This is a genomic window from Mesorhizobium sp. WSM4935 (assembly GCF_029625735.1).
GTDB lineage: Bacteria > Pseudomonadota > Alphaproteobacteria > Rhizobiales > Rhizobiaceae > Mesorhizobium.
On the sequence record NZ_JARTVR010000001.1, the window covers coordinates 442,273 to 458,782 of the forward strand.

Genomic DNA, 16,510 nt, shown 5'->3' on the forward strand with positions numbered 1-16,510 from the left:
TGCTTTACTGCACGCTGACGATGCGGGCCGGCTCATGCGTGTCGAAGGCGGACCGCGCTTCGCCGAGCTCGACCTTGAGCGGCGCCGGCCGGCCGAACAGATAGCCCTGTACCACCTCGCAGCCGGCGGCCCGAAGCAGCGTCGCCTGGTTCTCGGTCTCCACGCCCTCGGCGATGATGCCGACGCCCAGCGCCCGCGACAGGCCGACAATGGTCGAAACGATCGCGCCGGAGCTGGAGTCGCTGTCGATGCGGCTGACGAAGGAGCGGTCGATCTTCAGCTTGCCGAAGGAGAAATCGATCAGGTAGCTCAAATTGGAATAGCCCGTGCCGAAATCATCGACGGCCACGGAGATTCCCATCTCGGCAAGCTGCTCCAGGATCGCCGCGGCGCGGTCGCGATCCTGCATCATCGCCGTCTCAGTGACCTCGAACTCCAGCCGCGACGGCTTGATGCCGGTCGATTCCATCACTTCCCGCACGATGCCGACGAAATCCCTGGTCATGAACTGGACCGGCGAGATGTTGACGGCGACGAAGCAGTCCTGCGGCAGATATTTTGCGTCGCTGCAGGCCTTGCGCAGCACCCATTCGCCGATCGGATTGATCATGCCGGTTTCCTCGGCGATCGGAATGAACTCCATCGGCGGGATCATGCCGCGCTCCGGATGCTTCCAGCGGATCAGCGCCTCATAACCGACGACACGGCCGCTCGGCAGGTCGAACTGCGGTTGATAGTGGAGGCTGAAGTCGCCGCGGTCGAAAGCGGTCTTCAGTTCCGACTCGATCCACTGCCGGTAATCCGCCACGCGCCCCATATCGGCGTGGAAGACGGACCAGTTGCCGATGCCGCTGGCGCGTGCGTTTTGCAGCGCCAGGTTCGAGCGGCGCAGGATGAGCACCGGGTCGACGCCGTCCTTCGGCATCGCCACGATGCCGATCGACAGGCTGACCGACTGCAGATGGCTCCGCAGCTGGTAGGGCTCCATCATCTCGTTGATGAGCTTCTCGATGAGCCGTTCGATCGAACCCCTGATCTCGCGGTCAGGCAGCAGTACGGCGAACTCGCCGGCGCCGATGCGGCCGATCGTTACATTCTTTGGCATATTCTCCTTCAGCCTGTTGGTGAAGGCGCGGATCAGTTCGTCGCCCTGGCTATAGCCGATGGCGTCGTTGATCTGCTTGAAGCGGTCGATATCGATGTCGATCAGGAACACCGGCTCGCCGGTTCGAATCGTCCCGGAGGCGGCCTCGGCTATTTTACCGACCACGGCCTGGCGCGACAAAAGGCCGGTGAGCTTGTCGACATGGGTTTCCTTAAAGACATAGGCCGCCGATTCATCGACGCCCGCGAAGAACGACAGCGCGGCACCACCCGCGGCTAAAGCGCAGAGCGCGGCGATGACGCCGCCCATCGTTTCGGCCGGCATGCCGGCCATGCCGTCGCCGAAGCCGAACCGCAGCCCCCATAGTCCAAGGATGAAACTGCCCATGCCCGAGCTGGCGATGGTGATCAGCCGGAACAGCGGAGTCCGTTTGGGATTGCTGACTGCAGGCATGCATGGTCCCTAGATTACGGGACCTTATAGCGGACATCTCCTTAAAATGAGTTTCCGCTGATGCATGCAATTTTACTGGAGGGCTACTGTCGTGATCGCAAACTATTCCCGCGCGCCGTCGTTCTGCTTCAGTTCCTCCAGTGCAGGCATCGAAACGATGTGATAACCGGAATCCACATAATGGATCTCACCGGTGACGCCCGATGCCAGGTCGGAGAGCAGGTAGAGCGCCGAGCCGCCGACTTCGTCGATGGTCACAGTGCGCCGCAGAGGCGAATTGCGCTGCTGGTAGGAGAACATGTGGCGGGCGTCGGAAACGCCGGAGCCGGCGAGTGTGCGCACCGGCCCGGCCGAAATGGCGTTTACCCTGATGCCGCGCGGACCGTAGTCGTTGGCGAGATAGCGTACACTGGCCTCCAGCCCGGCCTTGGCGACGCCCATGACGTTGTAGTTCGGCATCACCCTGACCGAGCCGGCATAGGTGAGCGTGATCATCGAGCCGCCATTGCCCATCAGGGCGGCGGCGTTGCGCGCGATCTCGGTGAAGGAATAGCAGGAGATCACCATGGTGCGCACGAAATTGTCGCGACTAGTATCGGCATATAGGCCCTTCAGCTCGTTCTTGTCGGAAAAGCCGATGGCGTGCACCACGAAATCCAACCCGCCCCAGGCCTTGCCGAGCGTCTCGAAGGTCGCGGTGACCGAGGCGCTGTCCTCGACATCGCAGGGCACGATCAGCGAGGCTCCCACCTTCTCGGCCAGCGGCTTGACCCGCCTCCCGAAGGCGTCGCCCTGGTAGGTGAAGGCGAGCTCCGCCCCATGTTCCGACAGCTTCTTGGCGATGCCCCAGGCAATCGAATGGTCGTTGGCGACCCCCATGACAAGCCCCCGCTTGCCCTTCATCAACCCGTCCATAAAAGGCAATCCTTATAAAAACGCCGGCTCTATGCGGAATAGCGCTGGAAAATCAGCGTTGCGTTGGTGCCGCCAAACCCGAAGGAGTTGGACAGGACGGTGTCGATCTTGGCGTTGTCGATACGCTCGCGCACGATCGGCATGCCCTCGAATTCCGGATCGAGCTCCTCGATATGGGCGCTCTCGCCGATGAAGCCGCCCTGCATCATGAGGATCGAGTAGATCGATTCCTGCACGCCGGCCGCTCCCAGCGAATGGCCGGTGAGCGATTTGGTCGAGGTGATGTAAGGCATCTTCTCGCCGAACACCTCGCGAATTGCGCCCATTTCCTTGGAATCGCCGACCGGCGTCGAGGTGCCGTGGGTGTTGATGTAATCGACCGGTGATGACACCGTGGAAAGTGCCTGCCGCATGCAGCGGATAGCGCCTTCGCCCGAAGGAGCGACCATGTCGTAGCCGTCGGATGTCGCGCCATAGCCGACGATCTCGGCATAGATCTTGGCACCGCGCGCCTTGGCGTGTTCCAGTTCCTCCAGTACCAGCACGCCGGCGCCGCCGGCGATGACGAAACCGTCGCGGTTGACGTCGTAGGCGCGCGAAGCGGTCGACGCCTTGTCGTTGAACTTCGACGACATGGCGCCCATGGCGTCGAACAGGTCCGACATGGTCCAGTCGAGATCCTCGTGGCCGCCGGCAAACATCACGTCCTGCTTGCCCCATTGGATGAGCTCATAGGCGTTGCCTATGCAATGCGCGGAGGTCGAGCAGGCCGACGAGATCGAATAGTTGACGCCGTGAATCTTGAACCATGTCGCCAAGGTGGCCGACGCGGTCGACGACATGGCCTTCGGCACGGCGAACGGGCCGATGCGCTTGGGACTGTTGTTCTTGAGCGTGGTTTCGGCCGCTTCGACGATGGTCCGGGTTGAAGGTCCGCCGGAGCCCATCACAATGCCGGTCCGCTCATTGGTGATATCGCTTTCGCTTAAGCCGGCATCGGCGATCGCCTGGTCCATGGCGACGTGGTTCCAGGCCGCGCCCTGGCTCAGGAAGCGCATGGCGCGGCGATCGATCATCGGCGTGGGATCGAGCGTCGGCGCGCCCCAGACCTGGCAGCGAAAGCCGTGTTCGGCGAAGGAATCGGAAAAGCTGATGCCGGATTTGGCATCGTAAAGCGAGCTCTGCACCTCGTTGGCATTGTTGCCGATCGACGACACAATGCCGAGCCCTGTCACTACGACCCGTCTCATTCGCAACTCCTTCCGGCGTATTCGGGCGAAAAACCTAGCCGGTTTTCGCTTGTGATCATACGCAAATAAACTGACGTGGCGCCCATTGGCTACGCGACGCCGTGGCGAAAACGGTCAGGCGGCCGACTGCTTGGACAGACCGACCTTCAGATCCGTAGCTGCGTATATGGGTTCGCCGTCCGCCTTGAGCCAGCCATCGGCGATGCCGAGCACCAGCCGGCCCCGCATCACGCGTTTGAAGTCGACGCCGTATTCGACCTTCTTCACCGACGGCGTCACCATGCCCTTGAACTTCACCTCGCCGGTCGAAAGCGCCATGCCCTTGCCGGGTTCGCCCAGCCAGCCGAGATAGAAACCGGTCAACTGCCACATGGCGTCCAGGCCGAGGCAGCCCGGCATAATCGGATTGCCGATGAAGTGGCAGGCAAAGAACCAAAGATCCGGCTTGATATCGAATTCGGCGCGGATGAAGCCCTTGTCGAAAGCGCCGCCGGTCTCGCTGATCTCGGTGATGCGGTCGAACATCAGCATCGGTGGGTAGGGCAACTGGGCATTCCCCGGTCCGAACAGCTCGCCGCGGGCGCAGGCAAGCAGTTCCTCGTAATCGTAGCTGGACTTTTGACCCGCCATCAAATTTCTGTCCCCGTGTTCTTCGCGGGCGGCAGGGCGCCCTTCTCGTTGGTTTCCTAACACACTCTGTTTGCGGCCGGAAACCGGCGTTTGCGCTTAACCCGTGTGCCTGCCCGGGTCAATGCGCGCTATTGATCGCATTCGGACTACAGAATATATGTCTGCTGATGTCCGGTTTTGGCATTTGACGTCTTTTTGCCATTCTGGACCTGTTGATGGGCTGGGCAGCAAGCTTCGACGCGAAGAAATGGATTCGGGCTACCGGAAGGAAAATGTCGCTGTGGACAAGCGGGTTCGCGAAGCCGGCCTGAGGCCGACGCGCCAGCGCATTGCGCTGGCCGATCTGCTTTTCGCCAAGGGCGACCGCCACCTTTCGGCCGAGGAACTGCACGAGGAGGCGATCGCCGCCGGCGTGCCGGTTTCGCTGGCGACGGTCTACAACGCGCTTCACCAGTTCACCCAGGCCGGCCTGCTGCGTATCCTCGCGGTCGAAGGCTCGAAAACCTATTTCGACACCAACACGTCCGATCACCATCACTTCTACATCGAAGGCGAGAACCGCATTTTCGACATCGAAAGCGGGCCGGTCACCGTCTCCAACCTGCCGGCACCGCCGGAGGGCATGGAAATCGCCAATGTCGACATCGTCGTGAGGCTTCGCCCGAAACGCGACGACTGATCCCGTGGCGATGCGGCCCGTCGACCTGATTGTCCGGTTTGAATGGGCCACCATCGCTGCGTTGGCAATCGTTTGCTACGCAATGTTCGGCTTTTCATGGTGGCTGTTTGCGCTGCTCATCCTTGTGCCGGCCCTGTCGATGCTGGGCTATCTCGCCGGGCCACGCATCGGCGCGGTCACCTACAATGCCTTGCATATCCTGATTGCTCCGCTCGTGCTTCTGCTTGCGGGCGCGTTGCTCGCCGGCCCGGTTACCACCGCCGTGGCGCTCATCTGGATCGCGCACATCGCCATCGACCGTGCCCTCGGCTACGGCCTGAAATTACCCACCGGTTTTCAGGATACGCATCTCGGCCGTGTCGGGCGCGAGCGCAAAGGGGCGGCCGGTTAGGCTCGGTCGAGACCGAGGTCAGGCCGGGCTTCGTCCGATTATCGACAAATCCTACTTGACCTTCTCGCCGGGATAGGCGCCCCACACCTGCGACTGCGCCATCCAGCCGGTATGGCCGTCGAAGGTCATCTCGCACCATTGGCCGTCGCATTTTTTGATCGATCCGATCACGCCCGGCTCAATGATGGCGACGACACCGGCATCCTTGTCGGGCTCATCGAGCAGGTTGATTCGCCCGCCCTTGCCGCGCTGCCAGGGCGCGACGATCGCGGTGCGGCGGCCGGAAAGCAGCGACTGATTGATCCAGCCCTCCGACCCGTCGGCATCGCGCACGCGGCGCCAGGTGTCGAATTCCTGGATGACTTCCATCGGCAGGCCGGCCTTCAGATACATCCAGTTGACGGAATAATTGGCGCCGGGGCCGACGCGCGAATTGACCCGGGCCGGCTTCAGACTGACGAAGCGCGGCAGCGGCAGGCCGCTCGGCCCAAGCGTTATGGTTTGGGCGGGTGCTGCCGCGCTTTGCGCCAAAGCCTGCGGCGCGCAAAGCAGGGCGCCGAGAATGGCTGCGCTGAAGGCCAGGCGAAGCGACGCGAAACCAGACACTTTCGTTCCTTTCGGCGCCGGTCCGTCGGGATGAGCGCCCCTTTTTCTTTGTCTTCGGCGGCACCGCTTGTTACAGGAGTGGGCTGATGCCGCGACTGGCTACAAGTTTCGCCGGTCTTGGTTAAGGAGGTCTCAACGAGATCGGTTTCGAGAGCATGATCCCGAAAAGTGGGAACCGGTTTTCGGAAAAGATCATGCTCCAAAAAAGAGTAGGATCAGGATGACGATTCAACGAAACGTCATTCTGATCTAGGAAGCTTCGGGGATAACATGGCAGGCAAAAAACGGCCCCTCGTCGTCATCACGCGCAAGCTGCCCGATCCGGTCGAAACACGCATGCGCGAGCTGTTCGATGCAAGGCTGAATGTCGAGGACCGGCCGATGACACAGCCCGAGCTGGTCGCGGCGGTCAAGGAGGCCGATGTGCTGGTCCCTACCATCACAGACCATATCGATGCCGCGCTGATCGCCCAGGCGGGCGAGAACCTCAAGCTGATCGCGAATTTCGGCAACGGCGTCGACAAGATCGATGTCGCGGCGGCCGCGAAGAAGGGCATCACCGTCACCAACACGCCGAATGTGCTCACGGAAGACACCGCCGACATGACCATGGCGCTGATGCTCGCCGTGCCGCGCAGGCTCGCCGAAGGTGCCAGTGTGCTGACCGGCGAGAAGAAATGGGCCGGCTGGTCGCCGACCTGGATGCTCGGCCGGCGCATCTGGGGCAAGCGGCTCGGCATCGTCGGCATGGGCCGCATCGGCACGGCGGTCGCCAGGCGTGCCAAGGCCTTCGGCCTGTCGATCCACTACCACAACCGGCACCGCGTGCTGCCGACGGTCGAGGAGGAGCTGGAGGCGACCTACTGGGAAAGTCTCGACCAGATGCTGGCCCGCATGGACATCATCTCGGTCAACTGCCCGTCGACGCCGGCGACGTTCCACCTTTTGTCCGGCCGTCGCCTCGCGCTGATGCAGCCTTCGGCCTATATCGTCAACACCGCGCGCGGCGACATCATCGACGAGGAATCACTGATCAAGCTCATCCATGACGGCAAGATCGCCGGAGCCGGCCTCGACGTCTACGAGCACGAACCGGCGCTGAACAGCAAGCTGCTGCGCCTGGCACACAAGGGCAAGGTCGTTCTGCTGCCGCATATGGGCTCGGCCACGCTCGAGGGCCGCATCGACATGGGCGAGAAGGTGATCATCAACATCCGCGCCTTCTTCGACGGCCACCGCCCACCGGATCGTGTCCTGCCGCTCAGGACCTGAGGCTTATTCGCCGGAGACGGTGAGAGCGCCATCCTCGGCTATTCTCACCCTGCCGCTATAAGTATCGAACGCTTCTCGGCCAAGCCGGACCGCTATCGGCGTTTCCCAGCCCATTTCCCGGGCGACGATCAGGCCGAGCAGCAGGATGGCGTCCGGCTCGTGCAGCACCAGGGCGGCCGGCGCCCGGCCGTTATGGAGCAACTCCATCAGCACCGCCGAAGCCGACGACGACCCGATCGTGCCCGACAGGAACAGCACGCGGCCGGCAATGACCTCGCCATGCTGCGGATGGCGGACATCGGCGATGCGGCCTGTTTTCGGGTCGACGCCGCCCCAGAAGCTGATCGGCGCCGTCAGCACCAGCGCTTCGCCTTCGCCCTCTTTGCCCGGCACCAGGATTTCGGCTGTCGCGTTCATGCGGCGATATCCGTGAAAACCGGCTTGCCCAGCACCGCGCTTTCGACGCAGTCGGCGAGCGAGGCATAGAGCACCGCATAGCCGGTGTTGCCCGGCGCGTAATGGGCGAACTTGCCCGAATTGGTCATCAGCACGCCGTTGCCGAGCTCCGGCATGATCGGCGTCACGACCACGCATGTGTCGACGACGATGACGACCCCGCTCGCCTCGAGCCTTTTTCGCCGGCCGTCCCGCTCCAGCAGGGCAAGCGCGTGACGGCCGGTGCAGGCATAGATCGGCACAGCGAGCCGCCGCCCGGCGATCAGACGCTCCAGGCTGTCGAACTCGGCGCTCGACAGATGCGGGCTGCCGATCGCCACCGCGTCGATGCTTTCGGTCGCAGCGGCGGTCGACAGACCGGCGCGGGCCTTGGCCACCATGTCGGTCGTCACGCGGATCACCGCTTCCGGCTCCGGTCCGGCCAGAATGGCTTCGACGTCGGGCGCTTCGGGTGTCACGCCGGCAATGTGGAACAGGCCGACGGCGCCGGACGAGGCGGCCGCCGCGCCGAAGGCTTTCAGCGCGTCTTCGCCGGGATGGGCGGTCACGCCGGTGACGACACCGATCGCGTTGCCCATTTCGCGGCCATAAAGGCTTCCCAGGATAGGCCAGGCGATCTCCGAGCCAAGAAAGGAAGGCGACAGGCCCGAAACGTCGAAAACGAGCCGCGCCCGGCGGTTGTCGGGCTGATGCAGGCCGTAATCCGGCGCACGGCCGGTGATGGCGCAGGCAATGTCCAGGAAATCGCCATAGCGATTGGTGCGCGCGCCCAGCACCGAATTGCAGAAGACGACCGCATTGGACTCGCCCCAGGCGACGTCGCTGCCGAGCGCGGGCCTGTGTCCGGCCTGATAGGGCGCGCAGGTCCAGCTCTGCTCGCAGCCGAGCTTGCGATAGGCCTCCATCATCCGCCGCGCCATGCCGCGCTGCGGCTCCTCCAACCGGATGCGCGAGCACCCCATCAGATCGAGCGCACCGACATTGAGCGTCGAGCGGACCACGACCTTCGCGCCGCCTTCGACCAGTTTTTCGGCGAACAGCGTGCCGGAGTCGCCGTGATACAGCGCGCCGTCGATATGGGTGGAGGCGATCGGGATCAGCCGCGGCGCGCCGAGCAGCCGGGCGCTTTCGGCGACGATGCGCATCGCCATGCCCGCGCCATCCTGCCTGGCGGCGATCGCCTGTTCTTCCGGGCTGAGCGAAAGGCTCAAGGCAGCACCTTACGCATGGTGATGGAGGTCGGCCTGGCATAGCCCTCATGCGCCGTACGCTCGGTCTCGCGAAAGCCGAGCCGGGCGAAGGCCGCATGGTTTGCCGTCAGCTCGATGCGGGTCTGCAGCTCGATCGCATCCTTGCCGCGTTCGCGGGCAAGATCCTCGACCGCCCGCATCAGCCGGGTTCCGATGCCTTGGCCCTGGAGTCGCGGCTCGACCGCGAGCTTGCCGACATAGAAATCCCGCGCCCGCTCCAGCGCGAAGACGCAGCCGACGATGCGGCCGTTCTCAAGGGCCAGAACTCCCGCTTCCCGCCTCGCCTTCTCGGCAAGCGTATCGGCGGTCAAAAGATGCGCTGAGGAGGGCGGGTCGATGAGCCCGTCCATATAGGCGAAGGCGCGCTGGATCAGCGCGAGCAAGTCGTCCCACCGGTCGAAATCCGCCGGAAGGCCGGTTACGGATATGCCGACGCTCCGGTCCATACGCTCAGACGGCCTTGTAGCGGATGGTGTCGAAGCGGGCCGTGAGCCCGTCATAGAGCAGCAGCCGCCCGATCAGCGGTTCACCAATGCCAGTGATCAGCTTGATAGCTTCCATCGCCTCCAGCGTGCCGATGACGCCCGTCAGCGCGCCGACGATGCCGGCAACGGCGCAGGACGGCACCAGCCCTTCGGGCGGCGCTTCCGGAAACAGGTCGCGATAGCTCGGATTGCGCTTGCCGTCCGCGCCTGTCTCGAACGGCTTCAACACTGTCACCGAGCCGTCGAAGCGGCCGACGGCAGCCGTGACGAGGGGTTTCTTCTCACTGGCGCAGGCATCGGCGGCGGCGTAGCGCGTCTCGAAATTGTCGGAGCCGTCGACAACGACATCGTAACGGGCGACGAGGGCAGAGGCGTTCTCTTCCGTCAGCCTCAGGCGATGCGATTCCACCGCGACATTGGGGTTGATGCGCATGATCGCCGCTGCGGCGCTGTCGGTCTTGGCCATGCCGATCGTGTCGCTGCCATGGATCACCTGCCGCTGCAGGTTGGACAGCGAAACGGTGTCGTCGTCGACGATGCCAAGCGTGCCGACGCCGGCGGCGGCAAGATATTCCAGCACCGGCGCACCGAGTCCGCCGGCGCCGATCACCAGCACCCGCGCCCGTTTCAGCTTCTGCTGGCCCGGCCCGCCGATCTCCGGCAGCACGATGTGGCGAGCATAGCGTTCGAGCTCTTCGTCGGTCAGGGCGGCGTCGGTCATGGCTGGACCTTATAGCGGTGAGAAAATCTTGTCATGCCACGGGCGAGGCGAAGCCCCGTCACGTACGGCCAAAGCGAAGCTTTGTCCTGCCGGGCAAGTTCGGGCAAGGGCGTAACCTTGTCCCGCGGGCTTAGCACTACGCCTGCTTGATTCTTCAAGCGATCAGCCGGTCGGTCCGACGCTGCCGTGATCGACCGTCAGGAACTGCGCCTGGCCGGCAAGGCTCGAGAACAAGGCGGCATCCGTGCCGGTCATGAAGGCCTGGCAGTTCAGTTCTTCCAGGATCGAGAACAGCGCCGCGCGCCGGCCCGCGTCAAGATGCGCGGCGATCTCGTCCAGGAGAAGGATCGGCGTCAGTCCCGACATCTCGCCGGTCAGCCTGGCATGCGACAGCACGATGCCGACCAGCAGCGCCTTCTGCTCGCCGGTCGAGCACAGTTCCGCCGGCATCGACTTCGGCCGGTGCCGCACCAGGAGATCCGAGCGGTGCGGACCGTCCAGCGTGCGGCCAGCGGCACGATCGCGCTCGCGGCCGTTGGCAAGCGCGCGGCGGAAGCGCTCCTCGACATCGACGGCCGGCGCGACGGCGACCTCGCTCTCCAGGTCGCCGGCAAGGCTGATGTCGGCCTGCGGAAACGGCCCACTACCGGGCAATCTGTCGATCATGGCAGCAAGCAGCCGCACCAGCTCGGCCCGCGCCGCGGCGATCGCCACCCCGGTCTCGGCCATCTGCGTCTCGATCGCGTCGAACCAGGCGCCGTCGCGGGAGCCTTCGGTAAGCAGGCGGTTACGGCCGCGCATGGCTTTCTCATAGTCGAGCGCGCGCTGGCCATGGCCGGGGTCGATCGCAAGCACCAGCCGGTCGAGGAAACGGCGGCGGTCCGCCGCCGGCCCGGGAAACAGCCCGTCCATCGCCGGCGTCAGCCAGACGACCCGCAGCCATTCCAGCATATCCTCGGCCGATCGCGCCGGCGCACCGTTGATCCGCACCTTCCTGCCGCCTTCGCCGGCGGTGTCGCCGCCGGAAATGCCGGTGCCGATCTCGACCTGGCCTTCCGGTCCTTCGATGCGCGCATGCAAGGCAAAGCCGCCATCGCCGCCTTCTCGCGCAACATCCGCATAGGGCGCGCGGCGCAGGCCCCGGCCGGGGGTCAGGAATGAGATCGCTTCCAGGAGATTGGTCTTGCCCGCGCCATTATCGCCCGACAACACCACCGCGCCGGGCGCAAGGTCGAGCGAAAGCGCCGCGTAGTTGCGGAAGTTGGTAAGCGTCAACTTACTTATATAGCTTTGCTGCCGAAGTTGTCTGTTATCCTCGGTCACGGCGACATGCGAGGCTCGTTCAAGCCTACACCCGCATCGGCATCAGCACATAGAGCGCGGTTTCGTCGGCCATGTCATGGATCAGGGTCGGCGAACCGGCATCGGCCAGCATGAACTTGGCCTCGGAACCGGTGAGCTGGGCGGCGACATCGAGCAGGTATTTGGCGTTGAAGCCGATCTCGATCGGGTCCGACGAATAGTCGGCCGCTAGTTCCTCGGTGGCGCTGCCAGAGTCGGGGTTGTTGACGGCTAAGGTGAGCTGGCCGTCATTGATCGACAGTTTCACCGCCCGGCCGCGTTCGGAGGAAATGGTCGAAACGCGATCCACCGCCGCGGCGAAGCTCTGGCGGTCGATGATCAGCTTCTTGTCGTTGCCGGTCGGGATGACGCGCTGATAATCGGGGAAGGTCCCGTCGATCAGCTTCGAGGTCAAAACGACGCTGCCGATGGTGAAGCGGATCTTGGTATCCGACAGTTCGGTGGTCACCGCCACATCGGGATCGTCGACCAGTTTCTGCAGCTCGCTCACCGTCTTGCGCGGGATGATGATGCCGGGCATGCCTTCCGAGCCCGCCGGTGCGTCGATCTCGGCGCGCGCCAGGCGGTGTCCGTCGGTCGCCACCGAGCGCAGCTTCAGTTTACCGCCCACCTCATGCGTGTGCAGGAAGATGCCGTTGAGATAATAGCGCGTCTCCTCGGTGGAGATGGCGAACTGGGTCTTGTCGATCAGCCCCTTGAGCGCCGCCGATTCCAACCGGAAGATATGCGAGAACGAACCGGCCGAAAGCTCTGGGAAGTCGGATTGCGGCAGGCACTGCAGACGGAAGCTCGAACGGCCGGACGTGACGGTCATCGCGTTGCCGTCCTCATCCGTCTTCAACATCACCTCGGCGCCGTCTGAAAGCTTGCGCACGATATCGTAGAGCAGATGCGCCGGCACCGTCGTCGCGCCGCCACGCTCGACCTTGGCGGGCGTCGCCTCCGTCACTTCGAGGTCGAGGTCCGTCGCCTTCATCTCGAGGCTGGCGCCCTCGGCGCTGAGCAGCACGTTGGACAGGATCGGTATGGTGTTGCGCCGCTCGACCACGCGGTGGACGTGGTTGAGGGACTTCAGGAGATTTGACCGTTCCAGGATAACACGCATGACGAAACAGGCTCGCTTCAATGAATGAACGGGTCACCGGCAGGCGGCATCCCGCGAAAGCCCTGAAAGGCTTCCAGAATCTCCGTAAGCTGACAGTAAAAAGCCTGCGAACGCAAGCCCGCGGCACCGGTTACGGCCGGCGGCGCGGGCTTTCTGGGGATAAAACCGGCGAAGCGCGCCGCCGACCCTCAGGCCTGGTCGTTGATCAGCCTTCTGAGCAGTTCGAGTTCCTGCGCCAGCGTGTTGTCCCCGCCCGAAAGGTCCTCGATCTTGCGCACGGCATGCAGCACGGTCGTGTGGTCGCGGCCGCCGAAGCGCCGCCCGATCTCCGGCAAGGAGCGCGGCGTCATCACTTTCGACAGATACATCGCCACCTGCCGCGGCTTGACGATCGTGCGCGTGCGCCGGTTGGACAGAAGCTCCGTCTTCGACACGTTGTAGTGGCGCGCCACGATGCGCTGGATGTCCTCGATGCGCACCCGCTTCGGCTCGCCGGAACGGTAGATATGACCGAGGATCTCGTCGATGCGGTCTATGGTGATTTGCGGCTCGAAGGACTGACGGAACAGAAGCTGGTTGAAGGCGCCTTCGAGCTCGCGCCCGCTGCCGGTCACCGTGCGCGCGACATGCTCCAGGATTTCGTCCGAGATGTCGAGCGAGGCATCATCGGTCTTGGCGGTGGCGCGGCGCAGCTTCAGCATGCCGAGCCGCATGGCGAAATCCGGCGCCGACATTTCCAGCGCCACGCCGCCATTCAGCCGCGAACGCACGCGCGGCTCCAGCGATTCCAGTTCCGATGGCGGCCGGTCGGCCGCGACCACGACCTGTTTGGCGCTGTCGAGCAGCATGTTGATGAGGTGGCAGAATTCGTGCTGGATCGACTTGCCCTGCAGGAACTGCATGTCGTCGATGATCAAGAGATCGATGTCACGCAGCTGCTCTTTCAGCGTCAGTGCGTTGTTGTCCCGGATCGCGGTGGCGAAGCGCCACATGAAATATTCCGCGGTCAGGTATACGACGCGCGACTTCGGGTTGTGCCGCAGCGATTCCGCAGCGATCGCCTGCAGCAGGTGCGTCTTGCCGAGCCCGACGGTCGCATGCAGGAAAAGCGGATTGAAACGAACCGCGCTCGACTGCGATTCCGCTACCGCCCTCGCCGCCGCGAAGGCCACTCTGTTCGATGGCCCTTCGATGAAGGAGCTGAACGTGTAGCGCGGGTCGAGCGGCGATCCCAGCACATTGTGGCGGAACTCCGGTTCCGCGGGCGCGCCCGGGCGCGGTGCCGGCGCCCGTTGTTCCACGCGCCCGGCGCTCGCTGTGCCGTTGGCGAGCGCGGTGTGCGTCTGCTTGGTCATCTTGCGCGCCGGCGCCACTTCCGGCTCGACATGATTGCGGCCCTGGCGCGTGGCGGTGCGCACGACGATCTCGATCTTGAGGACGTCCGGATCCTCATGCCGCCACAGCTCAGCGATGAGCTCGAGATAGTGGCCGTTGATCCAGGACCGCAGGAAAGCTGTCGGCACGGAGATACGGACAACACCGCGGGAGGCCTCGGCGACCTTCATGCGACCGAACCAGCTCGAATAGACCTCGGCTCCAAGGCGCGCCTTCAGCTGAGCCTTGACCCGTTCGAACTTCTGTTCCGCGTCGCTGGATGCCACCGCGTCGCCCCCTCCGACAAAAGTTGCTGGAAATGGGAGCTCGCCCGCTATCTCCCTCTCGATGCCGCTCTGCATGATCAAGTCCCTTTGTCTTCTCGTACCCTTTTCCGCCGGGGATGCGCCTCCTGCATCTCTTGGTCCGGCGACCTCATTTTGCCGCTCTGCCGCTGCCGCCGCCGGCAACGATCGTCGCAACTCGCGCAAGGGACCGACTGCCGGCTCCGCACGCCGGCTTTCGACAAAGACAAGGCAATACGCCACCCTCCGGCGAAACGCCGGCGAGACATCGACTGCCATGTACAATTACGCCAGTCCCCTACCCGCACCGAAGAGACAAACCAAGCCGCACGCGGAATTGCTCCACGTCATGAATTCCGCCATTTTGTGCTGGCCGATTCAGGCTAGGTTAGGGGCTAGAGCCCGTCCCTTCGATGGATGGACATTACCGAAATCGCTGTGGATAGGGCAAGGCCACATCTAACGGTTTTTTAACGAATCTGGTTACCGGACAGGGCTTGAAATCGGGTGTCCGGACGGCGCGTTTTGACAAAGCCATTGTGATTCAAACCCTTTTCCGGCGAATATGAAAAAGGCCGGCCGAAGCGAAATATTCTGAAATAATTCTCTTGACAGCTACTTCTCCCCTATAGCCTGACCGTGAGTTGAACAAGCTGTGGATGACCCGCCGTAAGTCCATGAAAAAACTACGGATTTCTTGACAGGCAAATTTGGACAGCTGCCGCGGGGAGGGCGTGCCGATATCAGCGGCGCTGAATATGCCGGCAAAACATTACTGGCGCTGGATTCGCGCCACAAGCGTTGCTTGCGAGTAAATTTTTTAAGTACTTGCCGGCAAACGAAAAAACCCGGCCTGTGCGACCGGGTTCCACATCGATGGATCGAGGATTAAGTCGGTCAGGCCGACAGCGTCTTGACGCGCTGAGCGAGCCGCGAGACCTTGCGGGAAGCCGTGTTCTTGTGGACGACGCCCTTGGTGGCGGCGCGCATCAATTCCGGCTCCGCCGCCTTGAAGGCTTCTACTGCCGCGGCCTTGTCGCCGGCGGCCAGCGCCTCTTCGACCTTGCGGACATAGGTGCGGACGCGCGAGCGGCGGTTCTTGTTGACCGCCGCGCGGCGGGCGATCTTGCGCGTTGCCTTTTTGGCCGAGGACGTATTGGCCATGATGCCTCTCTTCTGATCTGGTGAGCGCCAACGGGATGCCGCAGGGCGCAAAAAACAAACGGGCAGCCACAGGGCCGCCTCGGTTGGTGCGGCTTATAGTTCAGCTTTTCCGGCGCGTCAACGCCACTGGGCAGTCTTTTTGGAGACTGAAAACACGGCGCGTCGTCATCCGCTTTCTGTCATCGGCGGCATGGCCTAGCGGTTGGTGAAATTCGGCTTCCGCTTCTCGACGAAGGCGGCCATGCCTTCTTTCTGGTCGTCGAGCGCAAACAGCGAATGGAAAAGGCGGCGTTCGAAGCGGAGCCCTTCGGCGAGCGTCGTCTCGTAAGCGCGGTTGACGGCCTCCTTGGTCATCATCACCGACGGCAGCGAGAACTCGGCGATCTTGGCCGCCGCCTTCAGCGCTTCCTCAATGAGCTCTGCGACCGGCACCACCCGCGATACCAGCCCGCTCCGCTCGGCTTCAGCCGCGTCCATCATCCGCCCGGTCAGGCACATGTCCATCGCCTTCGACTTGCCGACGAAGCGAGTCAGCCGCTGCGATCCGCCCATGCCCGGCATGACGCCGAGCGTGATTTCGGGCTGGCCGAACTTGGCATTGTCGGCAGCGATGATGAAGTCGCACATCATGGCCAGCTCGCAGCCGCCGCCGAGCGCATAGCCCGCGACCGCCGCGATGATGGGCTTGCGCGTGCGCGTGAATTCCTCCCAGCCGACGAAGAAATCCTGGCTGTAGGCATCGGCGAAGGACAGCGCCTGCATTTCCTTGATGTCGGCGCCGGCGGCAAACGCCTTTTCCGATCCCGTGAGCACCATCGCGCCGATCGCGGGGTCGGCATTGAACGCGCTCGCCGCCGCCACGACCTCGCCAAGGACTTGCGAGTTCAGCGCATTGAGCGCCTTGGGCCGGTTCAGCGTGATCAGCCCGACCTTGCCGCGTGTTTCCACGAGAATGGTTTCATAGGCCATGGGTTCGCCTCCTTCCGC

At 63.6% G+C, this 16,510-nt stretch carries 17 protein-coding genes; 3 read left to right on the forward strand and 14 right to left on the reverse strand.

From position 1 onward, the window contains the following. Positions 1 to 4: 4 nt before the first annotated feature. The 4 genes from P9273_RS02080 to fabA form a co-directional block, all read right to left on the reverse strand. Positions 5 to 1,558 (reverse strand): putative bifunctional diguanylate cyclase/phosphodiesterase, encoded by a 1,554-nt coding sequence (locus tag P9273_RS02080; protein ID WP_278047402.1) that lies wholly within the window; start codon positions 1,556 to 1,558, stop codon positions 5 to 7. 102 nt (positions 1,559 to 1,660) lie between these two features. Beyond that, on the reverse strand, positions 1,661 to 2,473 hold the full coding sequence (fabI, locus tag P9273_RS02085; protein ID WP_040994004.1) for an enoyl-ACP reductase FabI: 813 nt from the start codon (positions 2,471 to 2,473) through the stop codon (positions 1,661 to 1,663). A gap of 29 nt (positions 2,474 to 2,502) precedes the next feature. After that, positions 2,503 to 3,723 carry a beta-ketoacyl-ACP synthase I gene (gene fabB / locus P9273_RS02090; RefSeq protein ID WP_278047403.1) on the reverse strand — a complete coding sequence of 407 codons (1,221 nt, stop codon included), beginning with the start codon at positions 3,721 to 3,723 and terminating at the stop codon, positions 2,503 to 2,505. Between the two features lie 114 nt (positions 3,724 to 3,837). Beyond that, positions 3,838 to 4,353 carry a 3-hydroxyacyl-[acyl-carrier-protein] dehydratase FabA gene (gene fabA, locus P9273_RS02095; RefSeq protein WP_027165888.1) on the reverse strand — a complete coding sequence of 172 codons (516 nt, stop codon included), beginning with the start codon at positions 4,351 to 4,353 and terminating at the stop codon, positions 3,838 to 3,840. Positions 4,354 to 4,600: 247 nt separating this feature from the next. On the opposite strand from fabA, the gene irrA reads away from it, so the two are divergent. Together irrA and P9273_RS02105 are read left to right on the forward strand one after the other, a co-directional pair. After that, positions 4,601 to 5,032 (forward strand): iron response transcriptional regulator IrrA, encoded by a 432-nt coding sequence (gene irrA, locus P9273_RS02100; RefSeq protein WP_040994006.1) that lies wholly within the window; start codon positions 4,601 to 4,603, stop codon positions 5,030 to 5,032. A gap of 10 nt (positions 5,033 to 5,042) precedes the next feature. Next, positions 5,043 to 5,423 carry a DUF4260 domain-containing protein gene (locus P9273_RS02105; protein ID WP_278047783.1) on the forward strand — a complete coding sequence of 127 codons (381 nt, stop codon included), beginning with the start codon at positions 5,043 to 5,045 and terminating at the stop codon, positions 5,421 to 5,423. Between the two features lie 51 nt (positions 5,424 to 5,474). Here the strand turns inward: P9273_RS02105 and P9273_RS02110 are convergent, their stop codons facing one another. Next, positions 5,475 to 6,029 carry an SH3 domain-containing protein gene (locus P9273_RS02110; RefSeq protein ID WP_040994008.1) on the reverse strand — a complete coding sequence of 185 codons (555 nt, stop codon included), beginning with the start codon at positions 6,027 to 6,029 and terminating at the stop codon, positions 5,475 to 5,477. A 270-nt stretch (positions 6,030 to 6,299) separates the two neighbouring features. Between P9273_RS02110 and P9273_RS02115 the strand changes: the two genes are divergently transcribed. Continuing rightward, positions 6,300 to 7,301: a 2-hydroxyacid dehydrogenase gene (locus tag P9273_RS02115; RefSeq protein WP_040994009.1), complete on the forward strand. Its 1,002-nt coding sequence runs from the start codon at positions 6,300 to 6,302 to the stop codon at positions 7,299 to 7,301. Positions 7,302 to 7,304: 3 nt separating this feature from the next. Here the strand turns inward: P9273_RS02115 and P9273_RS02120 are convergent, their stop codons facing one another. The 9 genes from P9273_RS02120 to P9273_RS02160 all read right to left on the reverse strand — a co-directional run bounded on the left by P9273_RS02120 (position 7,305) and on the right by P9273_RS02160 (position 16,492). Continuing rightward, positions 7,305 to 7,718, reverse strand: a complete 414-nt coding sequence (locus P9273_RS02120) for an aconitase X swivel domain-containing protein (protein ID WP_278047404.1) — start codon at positions 7,716 to 7,718, stop codon at positions 7,305 to 7,307. After that, a complete protein-coding gene (locus P9273_RS02125; protein WP_278047405.1) occupies positions 7,715 to 8,968 on the reverse strand; it encodes an aconitase X catalytic domain-containing protein in 1,254 nt (417 codons plus the stop codon). Before P9273_RS02125 ends, P9273_RS02120 begins: the two co-directional genes overlap by 4 nt. Then, positions 8,965 to 9,453, reverse strand: a complete 489-nt coding sequence (locus P9273_RS02130; protein ID WP_278047406.1) for a GNAT family N-acetyltransferase — start codon at positions 9,451 to 9,453, stop codon at positions 8,965 to 8,967. Before P9273_RS02130 ends, P9273_RS02125 begins: the two co-directional genes overlap by 4 nt. 4 nt (positions 9,454 to 9,457) lie before the next feature. Continuing rightward, positions 9,458 to 10,213: a molybdopterin-synthase adenylyltransferase MoeB gene (locus tag P9273_RS02135; RefSeq protein WP_278047407.1), complete on the reverse strand. Its 756-nt coding sequence runs from the start codon at positions 10,211 to 10,213 to the stop codon at positions 9,458 to 9,460. A gap of 162 nt (positions 10,214 to 10,375) precedes the next feature. Then, positions 10,376 to 11,536: a DNA replication/repair protein RecF gene (gene recF / locus P9273_RS02140; protein WP_278047408.1), complete on the reverse strand. Its 1,161-nt coding sequence runs from the start codon at positions 11,534 to 11,536 to the stop codon at positions 10,376 to 10,378. Between the two features lie 25 nt (positions 11,537 to 11,561). Then, positions 11,562 to 12,680 carry a DNA polymerase III subunit beta gene (dnaN, locus tag P9273_RS02145; RefSeq protein WP_040994017.1) on the reverse strand — a complete coding sequence of 373 codons (1,119 nt, stop codon included), beginning with the start codon at positions 12,678 to 12,680 and terminating at the stop codon, positions 11,562 to 11,564. A 188-nt stretch (positions 12,681 to 12,868) separates the two neighbouring features. Beyond that, on the reverse strand, positions 12,869 to 14,416 hold the full coding sequence (dnaA, locus tag P9273_RS02150) for a chromosomal replication initiator protein DnaA (RefSeq protein ID WP_278047409.1): 1,548 nt from the start codon (positions 14,414 to 14,416) through the stop codon (positions 12,869 to 12,871). Positions 14,417 to 15,256: 840 nt separating this feature from the next. Beyond that, positions 15,257 to 15,523: a 30S ribosomal protein S20 gene (gene rpsT / locus P9273_RS02155; protein WP_040985913.1), complete on the reverse strand. Its 267-nt coding sequence runs from the start codon at positions 15,521 to 15,523 to the stop codon at positions 15,257 to 15,259. A 195-nt stretch (positions 15,524 to 15,718) separates the two neighbouring features. After that, entirely contained in the window at positions 15,719 to 16,492 is a 774-nt protein-coding gene (locus P9273_RS02160) for an enoyl-CoA hydratase (protein WP_278047410.1), read from the reverse strand. Between the last annotated feature and the right edge of the window lie 18 nt (positions 16,493 to 16,510).

What these genes read in the sequence shown, in the direction of transcription:
- P9273_RS02080 (WP_278047402.1), bottom strand. Translation starts at nt 1,558, where the DNA reads ATGCCTGCAGTCAGCAATCCCAAACGGACTCCGCTGTTCCGGCTGATC.
- fabI (WP_040994004.1), bottom strand. Translation starts at nt 2,473, where the DNA reads ATGGACGGGTTGATGAAGGGCAAGCGGGGGCTTGTCATGGGGGTCGCC.
- fabB (WP_278047403.1), bottom strand. Translation starts at nt 3,723, where the DNA reads ATGAGACGGGTCGTAGTGACAGGGCTCGGCATTGTGTCGTCGATCGGC.
- fabA (WP_027165888.1), bottom strand. Translation starts at nt 4,353, where the DNA reads ATGGCGGGTCAAAAGTCCAGCTACGATTACGAGGAACTGCTTGCCTGC.
- irrA (WP_040994006.1), top strand. Translation starts at nt 4,601, where the DNA reads ATGGATTCGGGCTACCGGAAGGAAAATGTCGCTGTGGACAAGCGGGTT.
- P9273_RS02105 (WP_278047783.1), top strand. Translation starts at nt 5,043, where the DNA reads ATGCGGCCCGTCGACCTGATTGTCCGGTTTGAATGGGCCACCATCGCT.
- P9273_RS02115 (WP_040994009.1), top strand. Translation starts at nt 6,300, where the DNA reads ATGGCAGGCAAAAAACGGCCCCTCGTCGTCATCACGCGCAAGCTGCCC.
- P9273_RS02120 (WP_278047404.1), bottom strand. Translation starts at nt 7,718, where the DNA reads ATGAACGCGACAGCCGAAATCCTGGTGCCGGGCAAAGAGGGCGAAGGC.
- P9273_RS02130 (WP_278047406.1), bottom strand. Translation starts at nt 9,453, where the DNA reads ATGGACCGGAGCGTCGGCATATCCGTAACCGGCCTTCCGGCGGATTTC.
- P9273_RS02135 (WP_278047407.1), bottom strand. Translation starts at nt 10,213, where the DNA reads ATGACCGACGCCGCCCTGACCGACGAAGAGCTCGAACGCTATGCTCGC.
- dnaN (WP_040994017.1), bottom strand. Translation starts at nt 12,680, where the DNA reads ATGCGTGTTATCCTGGAACGGTCAAATCTCCTGAAGTCCCTCAACCAC.
- dnaA (WP_278047409.1), bottom strand. Translation starts at nt 14,416, where the DNA reads ATGCAGAGCGGCATCGAGAGGGAGATAGCGGGCGAGCTCCCATTTCCA.
- rpsT (WP_040985913.1), bottom strand. Translation starts at nt 15,523, where the DNA reads ATGGCCAATACGTCCTCGGCCAAAAAGGCAACGCGCAAGATCGCCCGC.
- P9273_RS02160 (WP_278047410.1), bottom strand. Translation starts at nt 16,492, where the DNA reads ATGGCCTATGAAACCATTCTCGTGGAAACACGCGGCAAGGTCGGGCTG.